This window comes from Streptomyces sp. SID12501, assembly GCF_010550245.1.
Lineage (GTDB): Bacteria > Actinomycetota > Actinomycetes > Streptomycetales > Streptomycetaceae > Streptomyces.
The window spans coordinates 1-421 of sequence record NZ_JAAGLU010000789.1; the positions used below are offsets into that span (position 1 = coordinate 1).

The following is a 421-nucleotide window of genomic DNA, read 5'->3' on the forward strand; positions in this document are numbered from 1 at the left end:
GCGCGCGGCACCCCGGCCTGCACGTCTACCACTACGCGCCGTACGAGAAGACCGCGCTGCGCCGGCTCGCGGCCCGGCACGGCGAGGGTGAGGCGGAGGTCGACGCGCTGCTGCGCGAGGGCGTGCTCGTCGACCTGTACGCGGCGGTGAAGGCGGGGGTCCGCACGGGGCAGCGCTCGTACTCGCTGAAGAAGCTCGAGCCGCTGTACATGGCCACGGGCCGCGGCGACGGCGTGCGGAGGGCCGCCGACTCGATCGTCGAGTACGCCGAGGCCGTCGCGGCGCGCGACGCGGGCCGCCTCGACGAGTGGTCCGAGCGCGTGCGGGCCATCGAGGTCTACAACCACTACGACTGCGACTCGACGCTCGGCCTGCGCGACTGGCTGCTCGCGCGCCTGTCCGAGGCGGGCGTCGCGCCGTC

General features: G+C 75.1%; 1 protein-coding gene. It reads left to right on the forward strand.

The genetic code is table 11. The features are described from left to right. On the forward strand, window positions 1-421 hold a 421-nt coding region (locus G3I71_RS48465; protein WP_203733208.1), incomplete at both ends, for a ribonuclease H-like domain-containing protein.